Source organism: Actinomyces sp. Z16, from assembly GCF_003111765.1.
GTDB classification, from domain to species: domain Bacteria; phylum Actinomycetota; class Actinomycetes; order Actinomycetales; family Actinomycetaceae; genus Actinomyces; species Actinomyces glycerinitolerans.
Genome location: NZ_CP027862.1, coordinates 2063506 through 2088834 on the forward strand (window position 1 = coordinate 2063506; position 25329 = coordinate 2088834).

17 protein-coding genes and 2 pseudogenes are annotated in these 25329 nt (G+C 68.6%); 7 read left to right on the forward strand and 12 right to left on the reverse strand.

All coding sequences use genetic code 11. The features are described 5' to 3' along the window. Window positions 1-6 precede the first annotated feature (6 nt). Window positions 7-1578, forward strand: a complete 1572-nt coding sequence (locus tag C3B71_RS08555) for an IS1634 family transposase (RefSeq protein WP_108967402.1) — start codon at window positions 7-9, stop codon at window positions 1576-1578. Between the two features lie 110 nt (window positions 1579-1688). Here the strand turns inward: C3B71_RS08555 and C3B71_RS08560 are convergent, their stop codons facing one another. The 4 genes and pseudogenes from C3B71_RS08560 to C3B71_RS08575 all read right to left on the reverse strand — a co-directional run bounded on the left by C3B71_RS08560 (window position 1689) and on the right by C3B71_RS08575 (window position 5867). Continuing rightward, the gene (locus tag C3B71_RS08560; RefSeq protein WP_234415857.1) at window positions 1689-2669 is read right to left on the reverse strand and encodes an FKBP-type peptidyl-prolyl cis-trans isomerase; all 981 of its coding nucleotides are present in this window, start codon (window positions 2667-2669) and stop codon (window positions 1689-1691) included. A gap of 142 nt (window positions 2670-2811) precedes the next feature. Then, complete coding sequence (locus C3B71_RS08565) at window positions 2812-3207, reverse strand: HesB/IscA family protein (RefSeq protein WP_073331612.1); 396 nt, start codon at window positions 3205-3207, stop codon at window positions 2812-2814. A gap of 146 nt (window positions 3208-3353) precedes the next feature. After that, window positions 3354-5011: pseudogene (locus C3B71_RS08570) on the reverse strand (ABC-F family ATP-binding cassette domain-containing protein). A 109-nt stretch (window positions 5012-5120) separates the two neighbouring features. Beyond that, window positions 5121-5867, reverse strand: coding sequence for a hypothetical protein (locus C3B71_RS08575; protein ID WP_234415858.1), 747 nt, complete (start codon window positions 5865-5867; stop codon window positions 5121-5123). A gap of 361 nt (window positions 5868-6228) precedes the next feature. Between C3B71_RS08575 and C3B71_RS08580 the strand changes: the two genes are divergently transcribed. The 4 genes and pseudogenes from C3B71_RS08580 to C3B71_RS08595 form a co-directional block, all read left to right on the forward strand. Then, entirely contained in the window at window positions 6229-8283 is a 2055-nt protein-coding gene (locus C3B71_RS08580) for a glucose PTS transporter subunit IIA (RefSeq protein WP_108967407.1), read from the forward strand. Window positions 8284-8746: 463 nt separating this feature from the next. Further along, window positions 8747-9583 carry a GAD-like domain-containing protein gene (locus C3B71_RS08585; RefSeq protein ID WP_108967410.1) on the forward strand — a complete coding sequence of 279 codons (837 nt, stop codon included), beginning with the start codon at window positions 8747-8749 and terminating at the stop codon, window positions 9581-9583. Beyond that, window positions 9583-10725: a polymorphic toxin type 15 domain-containing protein gene (locus tag C3B71_RS08590; protein WP_108967411.1), complete on the forward strand. Its 1143-nt coding sequence runs from the start codon at window positions 9583-9585 to the stop codon at window positions 10723-10725. Before C3B71_RS08585 ends, C3B71_RS08590 begins: the two co-directional genes overlap by 1 nt. Before the next feature lie 53 nt (window positions 10726-10778). Continuing rightward, a pseudogene (locus C3B71_RS08595) lies at window positions 10779-12039 on the forward strand (IS3 family transposase); the annotation flags it as partial. A 179-nt stretch (window positions 12040-12218) separates the two neighbouring features. Here the strand turns inward: C3B71_RS08595 and C3B71_RS08600 are convergent. The 6 genes from C3B71_RS08600 to C3B71_RS08625 all read right to left on the reverse strand — a co-directional run bounded on the left by C3B71_RS08600 (window position 12219) and on the right by C3B71_RS08625 (window position 19506). Continuing rightward, complete coding sequence (locus C3B71_RS08600) at window positions 12219-13085, reverse strand: TrmH family RNA methyltransferase (protein ID WP_108967413.1); 867 nt, start codon at window positions 13083-13085, stop codon at window positions 12219-12221. Beyond that, entirely contained in the window at window positions 13082-15073 is a 1992-nt protein-coding gene (locus tag C3B71_RS08605; RefSeq protein ID WP_108967415.1) for an ABC transporter ATP-binding protein, read from the reverse strand. The genes C3B71_RS08600 and C3B71_RS08605 overlap by 4 nt, the downstream gene beginning before the upstream one ends. Then, window positions 15070-16824: an ABC transporter ATP-binding protein gene (locus tag C3B71_RS08610; RefSeq protein WP_108967418.1), complete on the reverse strand. Its 1755-nt coding sequence runs from the start codon at window positions 16822-16824 to the stop codon at window positions 15070-15072. The genes C3B71_RS08605 and C3B71_RS08610 overlap by 4 nt, the downstream gene beginning before the upstream one ends. 72 nt (window positions 16825-16896) lie before the next feature. Beyond that, entirely contained in the window at window positions 16897-18126 is a 1230-nt protein-coding gene (locus C3B71_RS08615) for an SPFH domain-containing protein (RefSeq protein ID WP_108967420.1), read from the reverse strand. Between the two features lie 85 nt (window positions 18127-18211). Beyond that, the gene (locus C3B71_RS08620; protein WP_073331592.1) at window positions 18212-18664 is read right to left on the reverse strand and encodes an NfeD family protein; all 453 of its coding nucleotides are present in this window, start codon (window positions 18662-18664) and stop codon (window positions 18212-18214) included. Between the two features lie 59 nt (window positions 18665-18723). After that, window positions 18724-19506, reverse strand: a complete 783-nt coding sequence (locus C3B71_RS08625; protein WP_073331589.1) for an ABC transporter ATP-binding protein — start codon at window positions 19504-19506, stop codon at window positions 18724-18726. Between the two features lie 62 nt (window positions 19507-19568). Here C3B71_RS08625 and C3B71_RS08630 point away from each other — a divergent pair, with 62 nt between their 5' ends. Then, window positions 19569-20279, forward strand: a complete 711-nt coding sequence (locus tag C3B71_RS08630; RefSeq protein ID WP_108967422.1) for a hypothetical protein — start codon at window positions 19569-19571, stop codon at window positions 20277-20279. A gap of 12 nt (window positions 20280-20291) precedes the next feature. Here the strand turns inward: C3B71_RS08630 and C3B71_RS08635 are convergent, their stop codons facing one another. Both C3B71_RS08635 and glgA read right to left on the reverse strand, forming a co-directional pair. Beyond that, window positions 20292-22442, reverse strand: coding sequence for a glycoside hydrolase family 3 protein (locus tag C3B71_RS08635; RefSeq protein ID WP_108967424.1), 2151 nt, complete (start codon window positions 22440-22442; stop codon window positions 20292-20294). 201 nt (window positions 22443-22643) lie between these two features. Continuing rightward, window positions 22644-23876: a glycogen synthase gene (gene glgA, locus C3B71_RS08640; protein WP_108969731.1), complete on the reverse strand. Its 1233-nt coding sequence runs from the start codon at window positions 23874-23876 to the stop codon at window positions 22644-22646. A gap of 201 nt (window positions 23877-24077) precedes the next feature. Between glgA and glgC the strand changes: the two genes are divergently transcribed. After that, a complete protein-coding gene (gene glgC, locus C3B71_RS08645) occupies window positions 24078-25322 on the forward strand; it encodes a glucose-1-phosphate adenylyltransferase (protein WP_073331583.1) in 1245 nt (414 codons plus the stop codon). Window positions 25323-25329 lie beyond the last annotated feature (7 nt).

Genomic DNA, 25329 nt, shown 5'->3' on the forward strand with positions numbered 1-25329 from the left:
TGGTGTGTGAGCCCGTATGTTCGTAAGGTGCGTACCGCGTCGGGGGCTACGGCTGTGCAGATCGTGGCTAAGGAGCACGGTGTGCGCCGGATTGTGGAGCACCTGGGCTCGGCCCACGATGAGGCGGAGCTGGCCGCCCTGATTCAGGCCGGCAGGGAGAAGATCCGGGGCGGCCAAGGGGTGCTGGACCTGGCCGGCCTGACACCTCAGGCTGCCCGCCAGGCCGCCCCGGCGGTAGTCGTCGGGCAGCGCTCTGCCCTGCTGTGGGACGTGCTGTGTGGTGCGTATGAGGCCCTGGGGCTGGATGAAGCGGTGGGTGGGGATGAGGGGTTTATGCAGATGGTGCTGGCCCGTCTGGTCGAGCCCACCAGTAAGGAGCAGGTCCCCGCCGTGCTGGGAGAACTCGGAATTGATGCCCTAACCCCACGCTCCTTGTTCCGGTCCCTGGCCCGCTGCATTACTGGCGACTACCGCTCCCGTATTCAGGCCGCCTGCCTGCGGCACGTGAGTGCCGGCGGGGACCTGTCCCTGTGCCTATACGACGTGACCACCTTGTACTTCGAGGTCGAGAAGGAGGACTCCCTGCGGCGGGTGGGGTACTCCAAGGAGAGGCGGGTCGACCCGCAGGTCATCGTGGGGCTGCTGGTGGACCGGACGGGCTTCCCCCTACAGATCGGCTGCTGGGAGGGCAACAAGGCCGAGACCAGCACGTTGATCCCCATGGTCGAGGAGTTCCGGAAGGCTTCCAACATTGAGCACCTGGTGGTGGTGGCCGATGCCGGCATGCTCTCCGCGGCCAACCTCGAAGCGCTCGACCAGGCCGGCTTGGGGTTCATCGTCGGGTCCCGCATGACCAAGGCGCCGGCGGACCTGGCGGCGCACTTCGCCTGGCACGGGGACGCCCTGGCCGACGGGCAGGTGATCGATACGATCACCCCACGTCGAGGCACGCGCTCGACCGAGAGGGACGACAAGACGCGTGATGAGCCCGTCTGGAGCCCAGTGGAGTTCCCGGGCTCGTGGCGGGCGATCTGGGCCTATAGCGCGCGCCGGTTCGCTCGGGACAACAAGACCCTGACCGCGCAGGAGAACCGGGCGCGGGCGGTGGTCGCCGGCCACAGGCGCCCCAAGGGCACCCGCTTCGTCACCACCCGCAAGGGCGACCAGGTGCTCGACGAGAAGGCTCTGGCTCGCGCTAAGCGGCTCGCGGGACTGAAAGGCTACGTGACCAACATCCCCGCCACCGTGATGCCCGCCAGTGAAGTGATCGCCTCCTACCACGAGCTGTGGCACGTGGAGCAGTCATTCCGCATGAGCAAGCACGACCTGCGGGCCAGGCCCGTCTTCCACCACACCCACGACGCCATCCAGGCCCACCTCACCATCGTCATGGCATCCCTGGCCGTCGCCCGCCACCTACAAGCCGCCACCGGCATCAGCATCAAACAACTCGTCCGCGAACTGAAGCCACTTCAGGAAGTCACAATCACCATCAACGGACACCAAATAACCGCCCAACCCCAGACCACCCAGACCGCACAGCAAATCCTCAACAACCTGAACGCCGCAGGGCACTAAACTGTCAGGACTCAGGTCTGAGCGGAACAAGCGCATCGCATACGCGAGGGCCGCCCGGCACCGGTGTGGTGCCGGGCGGCCCTCGCTATGCCGAGGCCTGGGGCGGGTGGTTACAGGATCTTGGCCACGTCGACTACGTAGGCGGACGCGACGGTACCCGCCGCCTCGTCACCAGGCATAAGGATGACAACGCGGGAGCCAACCGGCACCCCCACCAGGCCGCCGATTAGCGTCGCGGCCGCAACAACGGTCGTGATCTGCGGGCCGCCCACCTCCCAGGAGGACTGCAACGAGCCGTTGTCGCCCCAATTGACGAAGGCCAGTTCCAGCGCCACCTGATCGCCCTCGGCCACCTCATCACCGGCACCGCGCGCCAGCACGAAGTTCTGCTGCTCGGTGGGCGCCTCGGCTCCGTCGGCCACGGAGATGGTGGCTGCGGCGCCCAGGTCGCCGGAGACGGTGACGCCCAGGTCCGCCAGGGTCTGCTGCGCCTCGGCGTCAACCTCCGCATCCTTCGTGGCAGAAACAACTTCATCGGTGTTGATCGCCTGTTCGACCTCAACCACGAACACCAAGGGGCCGGATGGAGAGTTCGGTGACACGGCCAACTGGCCGTATGCCAGCTCGGCGGGAATGGAGAGCAGCAGCCGATCCCCGACACGATGCCCGGCAATCCCACAGCGCCAGCCGGAGATGACCCCCTGCAGGCTGAACGGCGTCGCCTCTCCCCGCGCATATGAGGAGTCGAAGACCTCGGTCGCGCCCCACTCCCAGCCGGCGTAGTCGGCGAGGACGATCGAGTCCTCGGTCAGCTCGGCGCCGTCGCCAGCATCAAGGGTCTTGACGGTCAGGTTGGCCGGCGCATCGCCGTCGCCCCAGGTGACGGTGGGCTCGGCGTCGGCATCCCCCTCGAGCGTGGGCAGGGAGTCGGCGTCGTCGTCAATCTTCAGCGTGGAGCAGTCGACATTGCTCAATGGCGTTACGGCGGCCTCAGCGGAGCCGCTGGCTCCTCCAGACGAATCGGAGCAGCCCGCCAGGGCCAGACAGGCGGTCAGGGCCAGAGCGGGCAGGACAGTCGTGACACGGCGCAATTGAATACTCCTCGAATGCGTGCGAAAAGCGACGGGGTGAGGCGGGAGACGTGCGTCCGCTGCGCCACCCCGGCGCTGAACGGCACCGACACCAGCGAAGGGCCGGCTGCACGTGGAGCAGGACGATCGACGCCCGGTGCACTCAGTGGAAGGACTCGCCGCATGCGCAGGTGCCGACGGCGTTGGGGTTGTCGATGGTGAAGCCCTGCTTCTCGATCGTGTCGGAGAAGTCGATGGTGGCGCCATTCAGGTAAGGCACACTCATGCGGTCAACGACCACCTCCACGGAGGCGAGCTCGGCGTCACCGGTCGCGAAGGAGCGGATGGCGTCGCCGTCCAGGAGGCGCTCGTCGAAGTAGAGCTGATAGACGAGCCCGGAGCAACCGCCCGGCTGCACGGCCACACGCAGACGCAGGTCATCGCGGCCCTCCTGCACGAGTAGGCCGGCCACCTTGGCGGCGGCGGCCTCGGTGAGCATGACCTCGTGGGTGGGAGCGATCGTGTCGGTGGAAGCGTCGGTCAGGGTGGTCTCAGCCATGTCTGTCTCCTACTAACTCCTACTAAGGGGTGCCTTGCACCGGGGCGAACACGCCGACGGTCCGAGATGTTCCCCTCACCCTACGTCGGGCCGCATAGTGAACGGGAACACCGACGGGAGTGATGACACTCACCGTTCCAGCCGAGTCAGGCGAGCGTGACGAGCTCCAGGTAGTCCTCGCTCCACAGATCCTCGTCACCGTCGGGCAGCAGCAGCACCCGATCGGGGTTCAGGGCCTTGACGGCGCCCTCATCGTGGGTGACCAGCACGACGGCGCCGGCGAAGGTGCCCAGGGCGTGCAGGATCTCCTCCCGGCTGGCCGGATCGAGGTTATTGGTCGGCTCATCCAGCAGCAGCACGTTGGCGCTGGAGACCACCAGCAGCGCCAGGGCCAGGCGGGTCTTCTCCCCGCCGGACAGGACGCGGGCGGGCTTATCGGCGTCGGCCCCGGAGAACAGGAACGAGCCCAACACGCTGCGCACCTCGGTGTCATCCAGACCGGGCGCGGCGCTGCGCAGGTTCTCCACCACGGTGCGCGAGTCGTCGATGGTCTCATGCTCCTGCGCGTAGTAGCCGAGTTTCAGGCCGGTGCCGGCCTGCACCCGCCCGGAGTCGGGTTGCTCGATGCCGGCCAGCAGCCGCAGCAGCGTGGTCTTGCCGGCTCCGTTCAGGCCCAGAACCACCACGCGGCTGCCGCGGTCGATGGCCAGGTCGACGCCGGCGAACACCTCCAGGGAGCCGTAGGCCTTGGACAGTCCGGCAGCGCGCAGCGGCACCTTGCCGCAGGGGCGGGGTCGGGGAAGCGCAGGCGGGCGACCTTCTCCTGGGCGCGCTCGGCCTCCAGGCCCTCCATGAGCCGGTCGGCGCGCTTGAGCATCTGCTGGGCGGCCACGGCCTTGGTGGCCTTGGCGCGCATCTTCTCCCCCTGGGCGCGCAGCGCCGCCGCCTTCTTCTCGGCATTCGCACGCTCACGACGACGCCGGTTCTCGTCATCGGCGCGCTGCTTGAGGTAGGCGTCCCAGCCCAGGTGGTAGACGTCCAGGACGCCGCGCCCGGCGTCCAGGTACATGATCTGGTTGACGGTGTCGCGAAGCAGCTCCACATCGTGGCTGATGACGATGAAGCCGCCCGAGTAGGCGCGCAGGTGGTCGCGCAGCCACAGGATCGAGTCGTGGTCCAGGTGGTTGGTGGGCTCGTCCAGCAGCAGCGTGTCCGGCTGCTGAAACAGGACGCGGGCCAGCTCCACGCGACGGCGCTGACCACCGGACAGGGTGCCGATCGGCTGGTCGAGCACCCGGTCGGGCAGGCCCAGGGAGGCGCAGATGCGGGCGGCCTCACTGGCGGCGGCGTAGCCGCCCGCCATGGTGAACTCGTGGTCCAGGCGGGTGTAGCGGTCCAGGGCCTTGGCCTGCGCGTTGCCGCTGGTGGTGGCGATCTTCTCCTCGGCGCGGCGGATGCGCGCCAGCAACGCGTCGATGCCGCGGGCGGATAGGACCCGATCGCGGGTGATCTCGTTCAGGTCCCCGACCCGGGTGTCTTGGGGCAGGTAGCCGACCGAGCCGTTGCAGGTGATCAGGCCCTCGTGCTCGACGGCCTCCAGGCCGTGGCGCTCATCGGCGTCGGCGACCGCCTGGCTGGTGCCCTGCGCCACCGAGGCGGCCGCCAAGAGCTTGGTCATGGTGGTCTTGCCGGCCCCGTTGCGTCCCACCAGCCCGATGCGCATGCCCTTGTCCACCCGGAAGGAGGCGTCGGCCACTAGCTGCCGGGCGCCGATGCGCATGGTGAGGTTCTGGACGTTAATCACGATGCGCATGCTACGGGTATCCGGGCGGCCGCCCGCCCCTGGGAACGCGGCGGCCGACCCGGTTGTCCATCACATCGCCGGGAGGCGGTCGCCCGGCGCACAGGGCGGCTCAGTCCCACCACAGCCAGGTGCCGACCGGCCCATGGGTCCAGTGGCGGCGCAGGGGCTTGAGCTCATCGGGGCCGGCGTGAGCGTCCAGCTGGTAGCGCTCGGCCACGCAGCGCCACACCTCCCGCAGCCCCAGGGCGACCAGCGCCTCGAGCTCTTCGACGTCGTCGGGGTCACGGTCCTCACAGGCCCAGTACTCGTCATCGTCATACTCGTCTCCGTCATCCTCGATACCCGCGATCACCTCGTAGAGGGCGTCGAGCAGGTCGGGGTCGGCGATCCACAGCCCCTCCACGCTGACGCGCTCGTCCTTTCGCTGGGGGCCGATGCCGTAGCCGGACAGGCGTACCCGCCCGTCGGCGCGCACGCAGGCGCGCAGTAGGGCGCCCAGGGTGGGGCCGAGGTTCTGCCGGTCGCCGAGCTGTTCGGCGGGCAGTATGTCCAGTAGCCGCCGGGCGGTGCGCGGCCCCAGGTCGTGGAAGGGCGTGTAGTCGTCCTCCGGGGTGCCGTCGGCACCGATGAGCCCGGCGGGGGCGAAGCCGAACTGGGCGGGGATCACGGTGGAGCGCAACTCGTCGCGACAGTCGGCCAGGGCGTGCCATACGCCGGCGCGCACCGTCCAGCCGCGTGGCCCGTACAGACCAGGGTCCTGGTCCCTCTCACTTGTGGGCGGCGCCGTGCGACGCGGCGACGGCGGTGCCTGGACCGTGATGGGAGCGTTGGTCGGGGTGGATGAGAGCGGGGTCATGATGAGTCTCCTCGGCTTGGGATGCTGCGACGGCGTCGTCGCCGTCGAGTTCCAGCCTGTGCCTGCTCCGGGGTCCGACGCCGAGCACCTGTGAATGCGATTCGCGCAGGCTGTCGCGAAGCGCACCGGTGGACTTCGGTGAGTTCTCGGGACGTCACCAGCAGGCGGTCAGGAGCTCGCAAGCCGCTCATCAGCGGAATGCGGCGTGTCGCCCAGCGACGCGCGGTCGGGCAAGGAAATATGCCCCAGGTCACCTTCAGGGGCGTTACTCTGACATGCAGGGCCCTATGCATCCGGGCCCCTCCACCCAGCCCGTCGGCCCCCCTTGGGGTGCGGCCGACGGCCGACGGTTAAGGTGAACATGGCAACAACCACATCCGCTCCAGAAGCGATTCTCGAGGCCGTGGGTGGCCCCGAGAACATCGTCAACCTCACCCACTGCGCAACGCGACTGCGCTTTGAGCTCCAGGACGCCTCCGTGGTCGACAAGGCCACGGTGGAGAAGATCCCCGGCGTGATGGGTGCGGTCCCGCAGGCAGGCGACCGCTACCAGATCGTCATCGGCGGTGCCGTCCAGAGCGTGTACGACGACATCATGAATCTGCCCGCCATGAAGAGCGGCGGCGCCAAGACGGCACAGTCGAACGCCGACGTCAAGGCCGCCGCCCGCGCAAAGGCGCGCGGCAAGAACGCGTTCGTGGACGCGTTCTTCGAGTACCTGTCCGACTCCTTCCGGCCACTGCTGCCGGTGCTGCTGGGCACCTCGCTGATCATCGCCGGCGAGGCCATGGCCGAAGCCTTCGGGCTCATCGACACCCACGCCGAGGTCAAGCCGGCCTGGCTGGCCTTCATCGACGCCATGTACCGCTCGGTGTTCTACTTCCTGCCGATCATGGTGGCCTACAACGCCTCCAAGAAGCTGCGGATCGACCCGTGGGTGGGCACGGCCGTCATGGCGGCGCTCATTACGCCGAACTACATCGACATGAGCGACCTCGCCAAAACGACCGACGTGGTCTGCACCCACAACGCTCTCCTCGACCGGGACTTCTGCACCGCCACCGTGTTCGGGCTGCCCATGCAGTTGAACGACTACGGCGGCCAGGTGTTCACGCCTCTGATCATGGTGGCGCTCCTGGCACCGCTGTACAAGGGGCTGACCCGGATCATCTCCCCGAACCTGCAGATGGTGTTCGTGCCCTTCCTGTCCTTCGTGATCATGATGCCGATCACGGCGTTCATCCTCGGCCCCATCGGCATCTGGGTCGGCACGGCCCTGGGTACGGCGCTGTCTACGCTGAATAACGCCGCCCCGGTCGTCTTCGCGATCATCATTCCGCTGTTGTATCCGTTCCTGGTGCCGTTGGGCCTGCACTGGCCACTGAACGCCCTGATGCTGGCCAACATCGACTCCCTGGGGTACGACTTCATTCAGGGCCCCATGGGCGCTTGGAACTTCGCCTGCTTCGGCGCCACCGCGGCGGTGCTGGCCATCTCCATCCGGGAGAAGGACAACGAAATGCGCCAGACGGCCTTCGGTGCGCTGGTGGCCGGCCTGTTCGGCGGCATCTCCGAGCCGAGCCTGTACGGTATCCATCTGCGCTTCAAGCGCATCTACCCGCGCATGCTGGTCGGCTGCGCCGTGGGTGGTCTGATCGTGGGCATCGGTGGTGGTGTGGACGCGCGTACCTTCGCCTTCACCTCGCTGCTGACCATTCCGGTCTTCTACCCCATGGCCCTGTACGCCATCGCCATTGCGGCGGCCTTCTTCACCTCCTTCATCATCCTGTTCATCTCCGACTACCGCACGGAGGAGGAGAAGGCGGAGGCCCGCGCGGCGGCCGCCGCGGACGGCTACGTGGAGGCCTCCCCGGAGGAGACCGCCGCCGACCTGGCGCTGGAGGAGGCCGCCAAGGCCCAGGCCGCGCAGCCCAAGCCGGCACTGGTTGAGGGCGCGGTCACCGAACTCGTATCCCCCGTGCGCGGCACCGTGGTGCCGCTCGCCGAGGTCGCCGACCCGGTGTTCGCCGGTGGCGCCGTCGGCCAGGGTGTCGGCATCGAGCCCTCCGAACAGCAGATCGTGGTGACCGCCCCGGCGGCCGGCACCGTGGTGGTGGCGCCGGAGTCCGGGCACGCCTACGGTATCAACCTGGACTCGGGCGTGGAGCTGCTCATCCACGTCGGCCTGGACACGGTCGAGATGGAGGGCAAGGGCTTCGAAGTCCTGGTCAAGCAGGGCGACCGCGTCGAGGCGGGCCAGGAGCTGGTGCGCGTGGACCGGGCCGCCGTTGAGCAGGCAGGGCACCCGCTGACCACCCCGATTCTGATCACCAACACGGCGGCCTTCACCTCCGTGGAGGCGATCGCCTCCGGCGAGGTCGCCCCGGGCGACCCGCTGCTGCGGCTCACCGCCTGATCCGCACCTCACCCGGTCGACGACACGTCGGCCGGCGAGACAAGGCGCCGGTGGCCGGCACCCCGTTGCGGGGTGCCGACCACCGGCACATTTCGCGGGTTCCCGGCGGCGCGGCCAACCAGCCACCACGACCAGATTCCGTGTTGAAGGAGTCCACCGGCAGGCAGGTAGAAGACTTCACTGTCCTCCTGTCGTGGGCAACCCGGCAAGTACTCCCAGGCTGATCAGACTGACCGTCCCCGGTTTGCTCGAACCCCTCGTCAACGGATACCGCGACCTGGCGCGCGAGGCACGAACCATCCCTACCACCCCGCAATGGTCGACGGCGAGCTCCGCTACGGATCGCTCAGACCGGTGACGCAGCGAGCCTGGCTGGCGGCCGCAGCGGCGGTGGCGCGAGGCCTGTGACACCGGGGACCGCAAGGGCGGCGTTATCGTTCCGGTATCGGGTAGGGTCGAGGTTATGAGAGTGGACAAGGCCGCCTGGCACGAGGCGTGGCTGCACGCCACCCCGCAGTGGGTGGACATGAGAATGGATGATGCCCTGGAATACCGGGGCTGGTCTCCGATGGGGGTGGGCCAGCCTGCCAGTGAGCAGCACCTAGAGCGGTTCGGGGGCGTGCTGCCGGCCTCGGTGCTGCAGCTGTGGCGCCGCTTCGGCTTCGACGGCTTCGGGGACGGGCGCTGGTGGTTCACCGACCCCCTGGAGTGGCAGACAGTAGTGGACGCCTGGCTGGAGGGCACGCCCATCCCGTTTCCGGAGCAGAAGTGGTGGTGCCTGTCCCGCTCCGCCATGGGCGACATGGAGCTGTGGGGGGAGGTCTCCGGCCCCGCACTTACCATCACCCCCACCCTGGGCTGGATACGCCCCGACGCCGGCAACGCCCGCAAGATGTCCGACCCGGTGATGCGCGAGCGCAAGGGCTGCACCATACTGGTATCGCCACGCAAGGATACGTTCGAAGATGATGACACCGGCGAGCTGCTGGTGGACTGGGCGATTGAGCACCTGGGCACCCTGGGCCCGGGCCAGGTCTACGGGCTGACCCCCGCCTACTGCTTCACCGGCAAGGCCAGCACCAGTCAGGTGGGCATCGAGGACGCCACCGCGCACCTGACCTTCCTCGCCCAGGCCCAAGAACACCAGCTAGTGGAGGACTTCTCCGACGCGGTCTCCGGCATAGCCGCAGGCATCGCCAACAACACCGACACCGATGGCGGTGGGGCCCAGGACAGCTCCGACAACAGCGCCGATGACCAAGGCGGGGACGTCGGCACCTCGGCGGAGGCCAATTCCTAATGCCTATACACCCCGACAACCCCAGCCCGGCCAACAACGCCGTCCCGGGTTTGGTGGCTGCGGATATGTTCACGCCGGGTCGTGCCGGGGGCAGGGACGTGCTGGTGTGGGAGGGCAGTGCTGCTGCGCCGGCGAGCCCGCTGCCCTGGCACTCGAGCACGCCGGTGGAGGTCTTCTTCCACACCGGGCGGCGGCCGGGTACCAAGGCGCTGCCCCTGGAGTTCACCCGCCAGCTGGACCGCCAGCTGAGCGCCTTGTCCCTGCTGTCGGCCGAGAGGTTGTTGGAGGGCATACGCACCTACCGGGAACAAGGCCGCCAACCCAACTCCAACACCACCAACAAAGCCCGCGAGAACTTCATGGACAAGGTCATGCGCGAACTGGTGGACGAGTATGACTTCTCCGAGCAGGAGGCTGAGGAGAAGCGGGATGAGATCAACGATGCCCTGGTGGTGCTGCACGAGTCCGACCAGGTCACGTTCGGCCCCTCCCAACCGGGAATGAGCGTGCAGGGCTACCCGTCGGTGGGGTACGGGCCGGTCAACTCCTCCATCGGCTCCCAAGGCAAACCCATGTCGCGGGTGCTGGAGGAGGCCGCCCAGGCCGTCCCCGCCGAGCAGCGCGCCGGCGTACGCATCCTGGTACGAGCAGTACTCACGCACTCCCCCAAGCTCACCAAGCAGCTGCGCAATGGCCAGGCAGTCTTGGAACCCCGCTCCCAGGCACAACAGGCCGCCACCAGCCCCAGAGCACCACCCTGGACCCCAGGCAAAGTCGCCGCCGACATCGCCAACAACACCACCCCCTGGCAGCCGCCCACCTCGCCGCAAACCGGGACACCGCCCTCACAACCACCTGACACCCAGCCCCGCCAGCAACCCGACCCGGCCGCCTCATCGCCACAGCCCTCGCCGTCGACATCCATACCCGGCCGGGACCCCGACAAGGCCGCCGCCCTACGCCGCGCCTCCTTCCCACAACCCCCCTCGACCGCTCTACGCAAACCACCACCCCGCAAACGCACCCCCCAAGACGTCAAGGCCACCATCAACACACACGCCCAGCAAATCCGCCAGGACGCCCGAACCCCACCAACCACCAGAACCCGCACCACCCCCAAACATCCAGGACTCAGCCGATAACTGAACTGCACCGGGTTTGATGGAGGCAGTGAATGCACGGAAGGATCACTGTCATGAGTGCACCGAGGAAGTATCCTGAGGAGTTGCGGGAGCGGGCTACCCGGATGGCTGTGGAGGCCCGCCGGGACCCCGAGAGGTCTAAGGGGGCGATCCGCAGGATCGCCGATGAACTGGGCGTCCACCCCGAGGCACTGCGTACCTGGGTCAAGAAGGCCGAGATCGACGCAGGCGCCCGGCCGGGAACCACGAGCGAGGACGCCCAGCGGATCAGGCAGCTGGAGGCCGAGAACCGCGAACTGCGCAGGGCAAACGCGATCCTGAGGAGCGCGTCGGCTTTCTTCGCGGCGGAGCCAGGCCGCCCGTCCCGCTGATCTGCGAGATGCATCGACTCCCACAGGGAGGAGCTGCGGGGCCTGTGCCGGTTCTGTCAGGCGCTGGCCAGCGCCGATGTCAAGATCGCCCCGAGCACCTACTACGCAGCCAGGAGTCGTCCCCCATCGGCAAGGACGGTGCGCGACCAGGCTCTGAAGGCCGAGATCGGGCGGGTGCATGAGAACAACTACTGCGTACTGGGCGCAAGGAAGATGCATGCGATGCGGGGCCGTCCCGAGGAATCCGCCCGGCACGGCCTGGGGCATGTGGCCCGCTGCACCGTGGAGCGTCTGATGCGGGACATGGGCCTGCACGGCATCCGCCGCGCCAAGTCGCCCAGGACGACCCGGTCCGTACCGAAGGACGCATGCCCGGCGGACCTGGTCAAAAGACACTTCAGCGCCTTCAGGCCGAACGAGCTGTGGGTGGCGGACATTCCCCCACTACGTGGGAGGTACCCCCACCTACGTACGCACCCTGTCCGGCTGGGTGTATGTGGCCTTTGTCACTGACGTGTACTCCCGTCGGATCGTCGGGTGGCAGACGTCAACGAGCTTGTACACCGATCTGGCGCTGGACGCTCTGAAGATGGGTATCTGGCAGCGCCAGCGCGAAGGAGCCGACCTTACCGGCCTGATCCACCACTCCGACCGCGGGGTCCAGTACCGGGCGATCCGCTACGGGCAGACCCTGTCCGACTGCGACGCTGTGGCCTCGGTGGGCTCCAAGGGAGACTCCTACGACAACGCGCTGGCCGAGGCCCTCAACTCGCTCTACAAGGCCGAGCTCATCCGCAACCACAAGTACCTCGACTCCCACGGGCCCTGGGAGGGCATCGACGATGTCGAGCTCGCTACCGCCGAGTGGGTGCACTGGTTCAACACCGTCCGGCCTCACTCCGCCATCGACATGCACAGCCCCGTCCAGCACGAGCAGGCATACACCCCACCACCACCAGATACCACCGACACCGCCGACGCCCAGGACGTCGGCGAGCAGACCACCACCAACCAACCCCAGCCGGCAACCACCGGCGCCAGATAAAACACCCTCTACGAAACCCGGGGCTTGACAAACCCCCTCAAGCACCACGTTCACGCCAATAACCCGCAGTCTCGAAGCTATGCCCGCAGCGCCCAGAAGGCGACCGCGGCGGCCGCGGCCACGTTCAGGGAGTCCACTCCCCCGGCCATGGGGATGCGCACCACCGCGTCGGCGGCGGTGATGGTGCGCCGTCCCAACCCGTCTCCTTCGGTGCCCAGCACCACGGCCACCCTCCCCTCCGGGTCGGTGCAGGCCGGCGAGGCGGCGAAGTCGTCCAGGCCGACCGAGTCGTCGGTCAGGGCCAGGGCCGCCACCGTCCAGCCGCCCACGTGGAGTTCATCCAGGGCGGGCCAGCGGTCGATGCGCGTCCAGGGCACCTGGAAGACGGTTCCCATGGACACCCGCACACTGCGCCGGTACAGCGGGTCGGCGCAGTGCGGGGTGACCAGCACGGCGTCAATACCGAGCGCGGCGGCGCTGCGGAAGACGGCCCCCACATTGGTGTGGTCGACCAGGTCCTCCAGGATGGCGATGCGCCGCGCCCCGCCCCCGCCGCGCGCCCGGGCCAGCAGCTCGGTGACGCCGGCCAGTGCGGGGCGGTTCATGGCCGCCAGCGCGCCCCGGTGCAGGTGGAAGCCGGTCAGGGTCTCCAGCAGTTCCTCCGGGGCGATGAACACGGGGACCCGGCCGCCGTCGTCGCGTCCATCGCAGCCGCTGGCGGCGGCGATCACCGGGCGCATCTGCTCCCAGTGACGCGGCGCCATCAGGAAGGAGCGAGGTGCGTGCCCGGCGGCCACGGCCCGGGTGATGACCTTGGTGGACTCGGCCATGTACAGGCCGCGCTCGGTCTCCAGGCGACGCCGCAGCGCCACGTCGGTCAGGCGCGTGTAGTCGGCCAGACGGGGGTCGGCGACGTCGTCGAGGGTCTCAAGCGGGATGATCACAGGCGGTTGCCCCGGGGGTCCCGGCCCACTGCGGCCAGCAGCGGGTCGACCTGAACCGCGGGCTCGTCCTCCCCCTCCGGACCGGCGAACTGGCTCTGGTAGAGCTCGTAGTAGGCGCCCTGGGCGGCCATGAGGGTCTCGTGGTTGCCCTGCTCGACGATGTCGCCGTGCTGCATGACCAGGATGGTGTCGGCGTCGCGGATGGTGGACAGGCGGTGGGCGATTACGAAGCTGGTGCGTCCCTGCCGCAGTCCGACCATGGCCTTCTGAACCAGCAACTCGGTGCGGGTGTCCACCGAGGAGGTGGCCTCGTCCAGCACCAGGATCTGCCGGTCGGCGAGGAAGGCGCGGGCGATGGTGATCAGCTGCTTCTCGCCGGCGGACACGCCCGCCCCGGAGTCGTCGATGATCGTGTCGTAACCGTCGGGTAGGGAGCGCACAATGTGGTCGACGCTGGCGGCCTGGGCGGCCGCGCGCACCTGCTCGGGGGTGGCGTGGGAGGCGCCGAAAGCGATGTTCTCCCCGATGGTGCCCTCGAACAGCCAGGTGTCCTGCAGCACCATGCCGATCTGCTCGCGCAGTTCGTTGCGGGCGAGGTCGCGGGTGTCCACGCCGTCGAGCGTGATCGCACCGTCCTGCGGGTCGTAGAAGCGCAGCAGCAGGTTCACCAGGGTGGTCTTCCCGGCGCCGGTGGGGCCGACGATGGCGACGGTCTGTCCGGGCTCCACCGTCAGGTTCAGGTCGGTGATCAGTTCCGTGTCCGGGCTGTAGGAGAACTTCACGTGGTCGAAGACGACGCGGCCGGCCACTCGCTCCGGCAGGGCGCGGGTGGCGGTGTCGTCCTCCTCGGGGGCGTCCATGATCTCGAACAGCCGCTCGGCACTGGCGGCGCCGGACTGCAGCAGGTTGGCCATGGAGGCCAGCTGGGTGATGGGCTGGGTGAACTGCTGGGAGTACTGGATGAAGGCCTGCACGTCGCCCAGGGTCATCTGGCCGTTGGTGATCTTGACACCGCCGATCACCGCGATGATCACGAAGTTCAGGTTGGAGACCACGCGCATCGCCGGCTGAATGGTGCCGGAGATCCACTGCGCCTTGTAGGAGCCGTTGTACAGGCGGTTGTTCTCCTTCTCGAACAGGGCGTTGAAGGTCTCCTCGGAGTTGAACAGGGCAACCGCCTCGTGGCCGGTGAAGGCCTCCTCGACGACGCCGGACACGTCACCGGTGGCGTCCCACTGCTCGGTGAAGTGCGGCTGGGCGCGAGAGGCGATCAGCAGCGTGATGATCAGCGCCACCGGCAGCGTGGCCAGCGAGATCAGGGACAGCTGCACGGAGACCGTGAGCATCATGGCGAACACGCCGATCACGGTGATGATCGAGTTCAGCGCCTGTGAGAGGGTCTGCTGCAGGGTCTGGGTGATGTTGTCGACGTCGTTGGTGACGCGGGAGAGCATGTCGCCGCGGGAGCCGTGGTCGATGTAGGACAGCGGCACCCGGTCCAGCTTGGTGGCGACCTCGGCGCGCATGCGCTGGCCGGTGCGCTGGATGACGCCGGCCAGGATGTGGCCCTGCAGCCACAGGAACAGGGCCGAAAGCACGTACAGGGAGAGGGTCTGCAGCAGAATCACCATCAGGGCGTGGGTGTCCAGGCCGTGGCCGACGACCACGTCGTAGGCGGAGAGCATGTCCGCGTAGGTGTCCTGGCCGGCGCTTCGCAGCGCCTGCGCCAGTTCATCTCCGGACAGCCCGTCGGGCAGCCCGAAGTTGGCCAGGAGTTTGCCCAGCACGCCTTCGAAGATGACGTTTGTGGCGCGGGCGACGACCTTGGGGGCGGCCACATTCAGCACCACCGCCCCCGCGGTCAGCACTATGACGGCGCCGATGCGCAGCCGCTCGGGGCGCAGCTCGTGCAGCAGGCGCCGCCAGGTGCCGCTGAAGTTCTTCGCCTTCTGGTTGGGGGCCCGCCGGGGCCCGGGTCCGTGGCTCATGCGGCCTCCTCGGCGCTGATCTGGGACAGGACGATCTCTGCGTAGGTGGGGCAGGTGTCCATGAGTTCGTTGTGGGTGCCGATTCCGACCACGTGGCCCTCGTCGAGGACCACGATCTGGTCCGCGTTGCGCACCGAGGCGACGCGCTGGGCGACGACCACGATGGTCGCCCCGCCGGTGGCCTGCGGCAGCCCGGCGCGCAGGCGGGCGTCGGTGGCGTAGTCGAGGGCGGAGAAGGAGTCGTCGAAGACGTACACGCCGGCCCGGCGCACCAGGGCGCGGGCGATGGCGAGCCGTTGACGCTGGCCGCCGGAGAAGTTGACGCCCCCCTGGTCGACCTCGTGGTCGAGCCCGTCGTCGAGGGCCTGCACGAAGCCGGCCGCCTGGGCGGCCTCAAGGGCCTGCCACAGCTCGGCGTCAGTGGCGTCCTGCCGGCCGTGCTGCAGCGTGGAGCGGATGGTGCCGGAGAACAGGTAGGCCTTCTGGGGGACGGTGGCGACGTTCTCACGCAGTTCGTGCGGGTCCAGGTCGCGCACATCGACGCCGTCAACGCTCACCGACCCCTCGGTCACGTCCAGCAGGCGCGGCAGCAGGTTCGCGAGGGTGGTCTTGCCGGATCCGGTGGAGCCGATGAAGGCGGTGGTGGTGCCCGGGGCCATGTCGATGTTGATGTCGGCCAGCACGCGGGAGTCCGCACCCGGGTAGCGGAAGGTGACGTTGTCCAACTTCACGTGGCGGCCCCGGGTGCCTGCGGCGCCGCCGGGGGCGGGCAGGTGCGCCGGTTCGGCGGGCGCCTTGATGGCGGGATCCACGGCCATGACCTCCTGGAAGCGGCCCGCGGCCACCTGGGCGCGCGGCAGGATCGTCACCAGCATGACGGCGATCATGACGGAGAAGAGGATCTGCATGATGTAGTTCAGGAAGGCGGTCAGGTCGCCGACCTCCATCTGCCCGTCGTTGATGCGCAGCCCGCCGAACCACATCACGCCAATGGAGGCGAGGTTCATGATGACGGTCACCGACGGCATCAGGATGGCGAACAGGCGGCCGATACTCATCGAGGTACGCGTCAAGGAGTCGTTGGCCTCGGTGAACACCTGGCCGCGTTCCTTCTGCCGCACGAAGGCCCGGATGACGCGCACGCCCTGGATCTGCTCGCGCATCACCAGGTTCACCCGGTCGATCCGGGACTGCATGACTTGGAAGTGCGGCAGCAGGCGGCTCATGAGCACGCCCACCACCACCAGTAGCAGCGGGATCAGCACCAGCAGCAGGGCGGACAGGGGCACGTCCACGCGCAGCGCCATGACGGTGCCACCGACCAGCATGATCGGCGCCATCAACATCATGGTGCTGGCCATGAACACCACCATCTGCACCTGCTGAATGTCATTGGTGGAGCGGGTGATCAGGGAGGGCGCGCCGAAGCGGGACACCTCCTCCAGGTTGAAGCGCTGGACGTGGTTGAAGATGTCCTTGCGCATGGCGCGTCCGAGTCCCATGGCCGCCCTGGAGGACAGGTAGGTGCCGATGACGGCGACGACCCCCTGGACCACGGTGATGGCGAGCATCTGCCCGCCCAGGGACCAGATCTTGTCCGTGTCCCCCGTGACCACGCCGTCGTTGATGATGTCGGCGTTGAGGGTGGGCAGTGATAAAACGGCGATCGTCTCGATGATCTTCAGCAGGAAGACGATCGCCAAGGAGCCCGCATAGGGCTTGAGGTAATGACGAAGTGTCTTAAGCAGCACTCGGAGAGGCTACCGCGAGCCGCCCAATGGGCATGTGTCTATTTCACTGTCGGCACAGGGTTGGGGCGCGTCTCACGCGCCCCGGCCCGACGGCGGAATCGACGGCGGCACGTCGTCGTCGGAGGCCGGCGCCTCGGCGTGGCGGCCCGAGGTGGGCGGTGTCGCCGTGGCAGGGTCCGCTCCGGCCTCGGGGGCGGCGGTGGCAGGGGGCTGCTGTGCAGGCGCGGACGTGTCTGCGGCCTCGGCCTCCTGGGAGGCGGAGGCGGCCTCACCGCGGGCCTGGGCGAGTGCCTCCTCGGGGGCCTGCAGGCTGGTTTCGGCGAGGTCGCCGGCGATGTCCAGGCTGGACTCCATGCCGGAGACGTCCACCTTCACGTCGTCGTCGGTGCCGGTGGTGAAGGCGGCCGAGCCGGGGCCGCCGGCGGCGGACTTGCCGCCCAGGGCGCCGGCGATGCCGTCCAGCGCGGCGGTGAACTCGGTGGGCACGATCCACATCTTCGAGGAGGAGCCGTTGGCGATCTTCGGGAGGGTCTGCAGGTACTGGTAGGCCAGCAGCTTGGGGTCGGCGTTGCCGCGGTGGATGGCGTCGAAGACCTGCAGGATGGCGCGGGACTCACCCTGCGCCTTGAGGATGGCGGACTGGGCCTGACCCTCGGCCCGCAGAATCGCGGACTGCTTGTCACCCTCGGCGGTGAGGATCTGGGACTGCTTGACGCCCTCCGCGGTCAGGATGGCGGCGCGGCGGTCGCGCTCGGCGCGCATCTGCTGCTCCATGGCGCCCTGGATGGAGGCGGGCGGGTCGATGGACTTCAGCTCCACGTTGGACACGCGGATGCCCCAGCGGCCGGTGGCCTGGTCCAGGACGCCGCGCAGCTGGCCGTTGATCTGGTCGCGGCTGGTCAGGGTCTGCTCCAGGTCCATGGCGCCGATGACGTTACGCAGGGTGGTGACGGTCAGCTGCTCGATGGCCTGCAGGTAGTTGGCGATCTCGTAGGTGGCGCGCTTGGGGTCGGTGACCTGGTAGTAGATGACCGAGTCGATGGACACAACCAGGTTGTCGGAGGTGATCACCGGCTGCGGTGGGAAGGAGACCACCTGCTCGCGCAGGTCCACGGTGGTGCGCACCCGGTCGATGAAGGGCACCAACAGGTGCATGCCGGCGCCGTATTCGGCCTGGAACTTGCCCAGCCGCTCGACGATGATCGCGTAGGACTGCGGGACGATCTGCACCGCCCGGAACAGGGCGACGATCACCAGCAGCAGTATCAGTACAAGGATGACGAGGATCGCGGTCTCTAGCACTGTTGGCCCTTTCGGTCGGTTGTGAGCGGCAGCTTACGCGACTATGCGGCAAATCGTTACCGGCTGCGCCGGGTTCGGTGGCTTGCTACTGCGGGACGACGACGGCGACGGCGCCGTCAATGGCGACTACGCGCACGCCCGCCCCGGGGTCGACGTGCGCGGCGGTGTTGGAGCCGTAGGCCTCCGGGGTGTCGGCCAGGCGGGCGCTCCACTCCTCGCCGTCCAGGTTGATGCGCCCGTCGCGCGCATCGATCACCGTCAGGGCGGTCGCGCTGCGGCCGATGCGCGCCTCGGCGTTGGTGCGCATCTGCGGGGTGGTCGCCGCCAGGTGCCGCTTGGCCCAGGGCCGCACCGCGAGCAGCAGCAGCGCCGCCACCACTGCGAAGACAATCGCCTGTACCCAAACCTGGGCGCCCAGGGCGGCCGCCAGGGCGCCGCCGAGCGCGCCGCCGGCGAGCATGAGGAAGGTCAGGTCCGCCGTCGCCGTCTCGATGACGCCGAGCACGAGGGCGGCTCCGATCCACCAAAGCCAAATCATCGGGTCCTCCTCTGGTTATGTGTGCCCCGGCGAATCGGGGCGGGACTGACGTAAAGGATTCAGGCGCCGCGGGCGGTATAGCGACCGCGGTCCTTGGTGATCTCCAGCGGGAGACCGAAGGTGGTGGTGACGACCTCACCGGTCAGCACCGTGTCCAGCGGCCCGGCGGCCACGGCCCGGCCACCGCGCAGTGCGAGGCCGTGGGTGAAGCCTACGGGTATCTCCTCCAGGTGGTGGGTGACCAGCAGCATCGACGGGGCGCCCGGGGCGGCCAGGATCTCGGTCAGCGCCGCCAGCAGCTGCTCGCGTCCGGCCAGGTCCAGGCCGGAGGCGGGCTCGTCCAGGATCAGCAGCTCCGGGTCCGGCATGAGGGCGCGGGCGAGCTCAATGCGCTTGCGCTCTCCTGAGGACAGATTCGCCCAGGTCCGTTCCGCGAGGTGACCGGCGTCGAGGGCGGCCAGCAGCGCGCGGGCGCGTTCGACGTCGAAGTCGTCGTACTCCTCGCGCCACACGCCGATGGAGCCATAGGAGGCGGACAGCACCACCGACAGCGCCGTCTCACTGCCCAGGACTCGGCCGGCCAGGGCCGAGGAGGCCAGGCCGATGCGGGGCCGCAGCTCGGACACGTCGACGCGCCCCAGCCGCTCCCCGAGGATGTCCACCGCGCCCGCGGAGGGGAACAGCCTGGCCGAGGCGATGCGGGAGATGGTGGTCTTCCCGGCTCCGTTCGGGCCCACCAACACCCAGTGCTGCCCCTCCTCCACGTGCCAATTCACGTGGGAGAGGATCTGGGTGGTGCCGCGGTGGAGCGAGACGTCGTCGAAACGGAGCACGCTGGTCATGGGCTCAGCCTATCCTGCGCGCCACTGCGGCCGCCCACCATTTGGCGCTAAGGTGCGGCGACATGGATCCGCTTGCACTGCCCGTCTCCGTCCTGCTGGCCCTGTGGGCGCCGCTGCCCTCCTCCCAGGGGCGGGCGGTGGTGCAAGGCCCAGACGGCGTGCATGAGGCCCTCGACGGCGCCTCCCCGTGGGGACTGGGACGCCTGCCCCTGGAGCAGTGGGTGGCCGACTTCGGCCCGCTCGCGCGGGCGAGCGCGGTGCTGCCCTCCCCCGCGGACCCACTGCCGGGTCTGGCCGCCGCCATCGAGGTCGGCGAGGGCGTGGTCCTCGAGGCGGTCACTGGTAGGCACGTGCTGCTGGTGCCGTGGGTCGCGGGCGCATCGGTGGCCTGGCAGGTGGAGGAGATGACGGCGCCGCTGCCGCCGCTGGACGCCTCCCAGGCGCGGCGCGACGTACACCGGGCCACCGAGGCGGCGATCGACGCGCTGATCAAGTTGGATCTGGCCCGCGAGCGCCCCGAACTGGCCGACACGCTCAACGACGTCGTCACCGCCGTGCTCGACCCGCGGTTGCTGCCGCCCGGCCTGGACGCCCGCCGCCGCACCCTGCTGGAGCGTTCTCTGCGGCTGCGGGCGATCTGCACCCTGGCCCTGCAGGACGACGGCGCGGCGGCGACGGCGCTGCAGGCCGAGCGGCGCGCCGCCATCCTGCGGCCGCTGCTGGCCACCGCCCGCCAGGGGGTTGCCGCCGCCACCGAGTGGTGGGCGCACTGAACCGGCCGGTGCTCAAGCGCGCAGGGTGATCGCCTCGGCATCGTGCGCGTGGAAGCAAACGTCGAGTTCAACCGGTCCGTCGGCCAGGGCAATCCGCTTGACCAGCGGGTCCCAGGCGCCCAGCTGCGTGAGACGCACTGGGACGTCCACCTCCGCCGTCCTTCCCGCCGGGACCGCCACCGTGGCGAAGCCGAGGAGCTGGGTCTCGTCGGCGTGAGTGCCTCCGCGCCCGTACACCTGGACGACCTGGATGCCATCGCGAGCACCGGTGTTGGCCACGCGGGACCTGACGGTGAGTACGCGTTCCGCCCCCGTGCCGGTGGAGGCGGCGATCTCAGCCGCCTCGAGCCGATAGCGGGTGTAGGACAGCCCCCAGCCGAGCGGGAATGCCGCCTCGACGCCGAGGCGATCCAGCAACCGCTGCCCGTGCCATCGGTCGTAGGTGACCGTGGTCCAGTCACGATCGAAGTCCGGCAGATGAGCCTCGCTCGTGGGAATGGAGAAGGGCAGGCGCCCTGACGGGTTGGCCCTGCCGAGGAGGATGTCGGCGAGCGCGTGGCCGCCCTCCATGCCCGCGTACCACATCATGACGATGGCAGGAGCCTCGTGGCGCCAATTCTCCATCATGATGGGGCCGGCGCCGACCAGTACAACCACCGTACGCGGGTTGGCGGCAGCAACGGCCCTGATGATCTCCTCATCGACCTCACGCAGGGTCAGACGGGAACGGTCGCCCCCATAGCCGGCGGTCATCACGGCGTTGGCCTCCCCGGTCGGTGCCTGCGCGCCTTCGGGCAGTGGGGGGAAGAGATCGAACAGTACCGGGTCGTGCATAGTGTCGCCGCCAACCCACTCGCCCTCGTCGTGCTTGTCGAAGCCGGCGACGACGATGGCCACGTCCGCCTGGGAGGCGGCTCTGGCGGCCGCCTGCGGGTCATCATCCTCGACGAGCAGGATGCGGGCGTTGGGGCAGGCGGAGCGGATGCCGTCGACGGGCGTGACATGGCTGGGCGGATGGACCATGGAGGAGCCCGAGTCACCCATGTTCTCGGCCGTTGCCAGCCGCCCGATCACGGCGATCGTGTCCAGACGCGACGACAGCGGCAGAATCGGGTCGCCGTCTATGGCCTCGTTCTTGAGTAGGGTCATGGCGCGTACCGCGGCCTCGCGGGCGAGGGCGCGGTGCGCTTCGGCGGCGAGCAGGGAGTCGTCCTCGGGGACGTCCTCACGCAGGGCGTAGGAGCGCAACTGGGCCGCCAGCAGCCGCAGGCCCGCGCGCCGCACCATCTCCCAACTGGTCTCGCCGCTGTCGAGCTGCCGGCCCAGGTGCTCGGCGCGCTGCTGCGCGAAGGGCTCTTCGAGGTCGAGTCCGTTGTTGAGCGAGGTCGCCGCGTCTCGCAGGCCCCAGATGAAGTCGGAGACGGTGATGCCGTCCCAGCCCCACTGGTCACGTAGCACCTCGGTGAGCAGCTTCCGGTTCTGTCCGGCCCACTGCCCGTTGACGGAGTTGTAGGCGCTCATGATGGCGGCCACCCCCTCATCGGCCACCCGCTTGAAGTGGGCCAGATACTGCTCGTGCAGGCTGGCGTCGTCGATGGTGACGTCGACCTGGAATCGCTTGTTCTCCATGGAATTGAGTGCGTAGTGCTTGGCGCAGGCCATGGCGTAGCGCTGGATTCCCCGCGTCAGTGCGGCGCCCATCTCCCCCAGGATGCAGGTGTCCTCGCCGTAGGTCTCCTGGATTCGTCCCCAGGCGGGGTGCCGGGGCAGGTTGATGCACACGCCGCCGAAGAAATTGCCGCCTATGGCGCGCACCTCGGTGCCGATTGCCTCACCCACACGCTCCTCAAGGTCCACGTCCCAGGTCGCTCCGCGGGCCATGGACACGGGGAAGGCGGTGCCGCGGCCGCTGACGCAGCCGCGTGGGCCGTCGACGAAGCGCGTGCCGGGGATTCCCAGCCGCTCGACGGCTCCGTGAACGTAGGGGGCGGAGTTGTAGCCGACCTGCATCATATCGGCCATGCCCTGCCAGAACGGCACGTCGCCGTCGAGGAGCCCCAGCCTCTCATCGGCAGTGAGTCGGTCATAGAGGCCGGCGGCCTCGACGAAGGGGTCGGCTCCGTCGCGGACGGCTTTAACGGACTGATCGAAGGGGGTGGTCATGATGCTCCTCACGGTGACGGCGTCATCCTTGACCCGTCAGACACGCCAACAGATTGGTTGATCGATACAACTAATGTAGTCCTCGCCCCGCCCCCTCGCAAGGGCGAATCATTACCGTCTCCCGCGCACCAAGAAACCGATGGCGGCGGCACCCCGAGGTACCGCCGCCATCGCTCACCGCTCATCGCGCAGTCGGCGTCATCACCGCGGGTTGGACAGCGCCCAACGGTAGACCTCCATGGTGCGGTCGGCGATCGCGGTCCAGGAGAAGTGCTCCTCCACCCGCTTGCGGGCGGCCGCACCCATCTGCTGCGCCTTGTCGGCGTCCATGACCAGCTCGGTCAGCCGGTCGGCCAGGTCGGTGGCGAACTGCTCGGGGTGGATGGGGGTACCGGTGCCGTCCTGCAGCTGCTCGATCGGAACCAGGTAGCCGGTCTCGCCGTCGACGATCACGTCCGGGATGCCGCCGGTGGCCGAGCCGACCACGGGCAGCCCCATGGCCATGGCCTCGAGGTTCACGATGCCCAGGGGCTCGTACACCGAGGGGCAGACGAACACGTCGGAGGCGGCCAGCACGGCCTGCAGTTCGCGGTGCGGGAGCATCTCCTCGACCATGATCACACCGGTGCGCTGCCCCTGCAGGGCGGCGACGGCGGTGTCCACCTCGGCCTTGATCTCGGGCGTGTCGGGAGCGCCGGCGCACAGGATCACCTGAACCTGCTCGGGCAGCTTCTCCACCGCGCGCAGCAGGTGCGGCAGCCCCTTCTGCCGGGTGATGCGGCCGACGAAGACGACGGTGGGGCGGGAGGTGTCGATGCCGTAGCGGGCGCGGACGTCCGCCGCCAGCGCTTCAAACTCGGCGTCGTCGGGGCGGGCCCAGCCGGCCAGGTCGATACCGTTGTGGACCACCTTGACGCGTTCGGGGTCGACGTTCGGGTAGGACTTCAGGATGTCGGCGCGCATGCCGTTGGACACGGCGATGATCGCGGAGGCGCCCTCGTAGGCCTGACGCTCCGCCCAGGAGGACAGGGCGTAGCCGCCGCCGAGCTGCTCGGCCTTCCAGGGGCGCATGGGCTCCAGGGAGTGCGCGGACAGCACGTGCGGGATGCCGTAGAGCAGGCCGGCCAGGTGGCCGGCGAGGTTGGCGTACCAGGTGTGGGAGTGGACGATGTCGGCGCCCTCCACTCCGGGGACCATTTCCAGGTCCACGCCGAAGGTGCGCAGGGCGGCGTTGGCGCCCTCGAGTTCGGCCACCTCCGGGTAGCCGGTCACGCCCGCGTCGGCGCCCTCGGTGCCGGGCTCGCGGGGGCCGCCGAAGGCGTGCACGCGCACGTCCGCGAGCGGCCGCAGCACCTTGGCGAGCTCGTTGACGTGCACGCCGGCACCGCCGTAGATGAAGGGCGGATACTCCTTGGTCAGCAGGTCGACTCTCAGTCCGTCACTGGTGTTGGTGTCTTCGGTCACAGCGCTCTCCTTCTTGGTCGTGCACCCGTGCACATCCGGCGGGCATTGTCGCACGTCACACAGTATCGCCGACCGGGGTTCACCGCGCGGCTTTTCCGCCACGGGGAGATCGTCCGATTCAGTCGCTCGAATCCCCTCCCAAGATGACGAAAATCACCGTAAGGTGGCCCCATGGCTTCTCCTCGCGTCCTCGCAATCATCCTCGCCGGCGGTGAAGGCAAGCGCCTGATGCCGCTGACGGTCGATCGGGCCAAGCCCGCCGTGCCCTTCGGCGGGATCTACCGGCTGATCGACTTCTCACTGTCCAACATGATCAACTCCGGATTCCTGAAGGTGGTTGTACTCACCCAGTACAAGTCGCACTCACTGGACCGGCACATCTCCAAGACCTGGCGCATGTCGGACATGCTGGGCAACTACATCGCCCCGGTGCCCGCACAGCAGCGCGTGGGCAAGCACTGGTTCCTCGGCTCGGCGGACGCCATCTACCAGTCGCTGAACCTGGTTGAGGACGAGCGGCCGGACTACGTGGTCATTACCGGCGCGGACAACATCTACCGCATGGACTTCTCCCAGATGCTGGACCACCACATCGCCTCCGGCCTGCCGTGCACCGTCGCCGGCATCCGCCAGCCGCGTTCACTGGCCGACCAGTTCGGCATCATCGAGTCCGCCCCGGAGTCCCCCGGCAAGATCAAGGCCTTTGTTGAGAAGCCCAAGGAGACGCCGGGACTGCCGGACTCCCCCGATGAGGTGCTGGCCTCCATGGGCAACTACATCATGAACGCCGACGCCCTGACCGAGGCGGTCACGATCGACGCGGCCGACGACTCCTCCAAGCACGACATGGGGGGCAACATCGTCCCCTGGTTCGTCAACCAGGGCGCCGCCGGCGTCTACGACTTCAAGGACAACGAGGTCCCCGGGGCCACCGAGCGCGACCGCGACTACTGGCGCGACGTCGGTACCGTCGACGCCTTCTACGAGGCCCACCAGGACCTGATCAGCGTCACCCCCGTGTTCAACCTGTACAACAACCGCTGGCCGCTGTATGCCGGCTACACCAACGCCATGCCGCCGGCCAAGTTCGTCTACGGGCACCACGAGCGTCTGGGCCACGCCGTCGACTCGATCGTCTCCCCCGGCGTGATCGTCTCCGGTGGTGAGGTCATCTCCTCCGTGCTCTCGCCGGAGGTGCGGGTGAACTCCTGGTCCTCGGTGCGCGAGTCCGTGCTGATGGATGGGGTGAACGTCGGGCGCAACACGGTCGTCAACCGCGCCATCCTGGACAAGAACGTCGTCGTCGAGGAGGGCGCCATGGTCGGCATCGACCCCGAGCACGACCGCGAGCGCGGCTTCACGGTCACCGAGTCCGGTATCACCGTCGTCGCCAAGGGCCAGCGCGTCGTGCGCTGATCGGCGT

What these genes read in the sequence shown, in the direction of transcription:
- C3B71_RS08585 (WP_108967410.1), top strand. Translation starts at nt 8,747, where the DNA reads ATGAGAGTGGACAAGGCCGCCTGGCACGAGGCGTGGCTGCACGCCACC.
- C3B71_RS08605 (WP_108967415.1), bottom strand. Translation starts at nt 15,073, where the DNA reads ATGAGCCACGGACCCGGGCCCCGGCGGGCCCCCAACCAGAAGGCGAAG.
- C3B71_RS08620 (WP_073331592.1), bottom strand. Translation starts at nt 18,664, where the DNA reads ATGATTTGGCTTTGGTGGATCGGAGCCGCCCTCGTGCTCGGCGTCATC.
- glgC (WP_073331583.1), top strand. Translation starts at nt 24,078, where the DNA reads ATGGCTTCTCCTCGCGTCCTCGCAATCATCCTCGCCGGCGGTGAAGGC.
- C3B71_RS08580 (WP_108967407.1), top strand. Translation starts at nt 6,229, where the DNA reads ATGGCAACAACCACATCCGCTCCAGAAGCGATTCTCGAGGCCGTGGGT.
- C3B71_RS08565 (WP_073331612.1), bottom strand. Translation starts at nt 3,207, where the DNA reads ATGGCTGAGACCACCCTGACCGACGCTTCCACCGACACGATCGCTCCC.
- C3B71_RS08630 (WP_108967422.1), top strand. Translation starts at nt 19,569, where the DNA reads ATGGATCCGCTTGCACTGCCCGTCTCCGTCCTGCTGGCCCTGTGGGCG.
- C3B71_RS08575 (WP_234415858.1), bottom strand. Translation starts at nt 5,867, where the DNA reads ATGACCCCGCTCTCATCCACCCCGACCAACGCTCCCATCACGGTCCAG.
- C3B71_RS08635 (WP_108967424.1), bottom strand. Translation starts at nt 22,442, where the DNA reads ATGACCACCCCCTTCGATCAGTCCGTTAAAGCCGTCCGCGACGGAGCC.
- C3B71_RS08590 (WP_108967411.1), top strand. Translation starts at nt 9,583, where the DNA reads ATGCCTATACACCCCGACAACCCCAGCCCGGCCAACAACGCCGTCCCG.
- C3B71_RS08625 (WP_073331589.1), bottom strand. Translation starts at nt 19,506, where the DNA reads ATGACCAGCGTGCTCCGTTTCGACGACGTCTCGCTCCACCGCGGCACC.